Genomic DNA, 1,542 nt, shown 5'->3' with positions numbered 1-1,542 from the left:
CGCCGGCGCGGTGCGCGGCGCGCGCGGGGCGGGCTGGCGCTTCAGGCCCCACAGCGGGCGGATCGGCCCGATGCGGCGCACCAGTTCATAGACCAGCAGGCTGCCGCCGAGGGTCGAGGTGGCGAGCAAGGGCGCTTCGACCTCCACCGGCAGGTTCAGCGGGGCGAGTTGGTGGGCGACCACGACCAGAATGGTCTGGTGGGCGAGATAGCAGGGAAAGACCGCGTCGGTCAGATAGCGCAGCAGCGGACCGTCGGCCTGGCGGATATGGCGACTGGCGAAGCCGAGGACCGCGCAGATCGTCGCCCACTGGTCGATGGCGTACATGCTGTTCTGGACGAGACCGTTGAGGACCATGCCGCCGGGACTGGCCTCCAGGGCGATCAACAGGGGCAGGGCCAGGGCGGCGAGCCCGAGGGCGGGCCATCTCAGCCGCTCGAAATTGGCCCAGGTCCGATCGCTGAGCGCCAGCACGAAGCCCAGCAGGAACACGCCCAGAGAGGCGGCGTGGTTGTACCAGTCGGTGGTCAGGTGGTTGGACAGGCCATAGGTCGCGAACAGGGATTGCCGCGCAAAGGCGAGATAGGCGATCGGCAGGACCAGCAGCAGGGGGCCGGTCAGCAGGATCTCGAAGACCCGCTGAAGGACGCGCACCACGGCCGGCTGCAGCAGCAGGACCGCGGCGACCAGGCTGTAGACGGCGATATAGAGCACGAACCACAGGTGGTTCAGCGGGATCCCGTCCCGGAAGCCCTGAAGGCTGAACTCGCTGAGCCACCAGGCGGCGAAGGTCTCGCGCCAGCCGAACTTGTCCATGGCCTCGATCCAGGACTGCGGCGGGACCAGCACCAGCACGCCGAACAGAAAGGGCGGAATAAGCCGGGCGGCGCGCGCCCGGACGACCTGGACGGCGGTCATGCGGCGGCTCATGAACCGCAGCGCCACGCCGGAGACCAGGAACAGCAGGGTCAGGCGCCAGGGATTGGTGATCAGCGCCCCGTAGCGCAGCCACTCGAAGGTCCGCGGGCTGTGCACATGCCAGTCCCACGGCGCGTAATAGAGACCCACATGATAGATGATCAGCAGGCCGAAGGCCCCGACGCGGATCCAGTCGATGTCGGCGCGGCGGGTCATGGGCTGGACGGGCAGGGACACGTTTTTCCTATGCGTCGGAAAACGCGCCTCTGTCCACGATGGATGCGTTTCAGGTCTGTAGCGCAACGACACAGGCCCCAGGTCCGGGCGCCGGAAAAGGCGGCGCCGGGGTCTGGGGGCGCGCAAATCCAAGGCGGCCAAGGCCTGTGGCTCACCTCGCGCCCGACTTGGGGATCAAGGCGGATGACGCGCGGGCGGACCGGGCGTTTGCTGATCGGCAGATGAGGTCCTGTCGGAGGTGATCTCGTCTCCCGCGACGGTCCTCCCTGGTCCCAGCGGCTTCGGCCCCGGCTCGAATAAATCGGGCCGGGGCCGATCGCGTTTCAGGCCCCTTGCGGCGTGGGGGCGGGGGGCGTCGGCGCGGCCGGCGGCGTAGCGGGGGCGGGC

Annotated in this window: 1 protein-coding gene; it reads right to left on the bottom strand. The window is 69.1% G+C overall.

All coding sequences use genetic code 11. The features are described from left to right. Nucleotides 1-1,155: acyltransferase family protein (locus MQH10_RS26190; RefSeq protein WP_242566897.1), on the bottom strand; the 1,155-nt coding region annotated here is incomplete at its 3' end. Nucleotides 1,156-1,542 lie beyond the last annotated feature (387 nt).

The sequence above is a fragment of the Phenylobacterium aquaticum genome (assembly GCF_022695515.1).
Taxonomy (GTDB): domain Bacteria; phylum Pseudomonadota; class Alphaproteobacteria; order Caulobacterales; family Caulobacteraceae; genus Phenylobacterium; species Phenylobacterium aquaticum.
The sequence above is the reverse complement of the archived record's forward strand: the minus strand, read 5'-3'. Positions and strand labels throughout refer to the sequence as shown.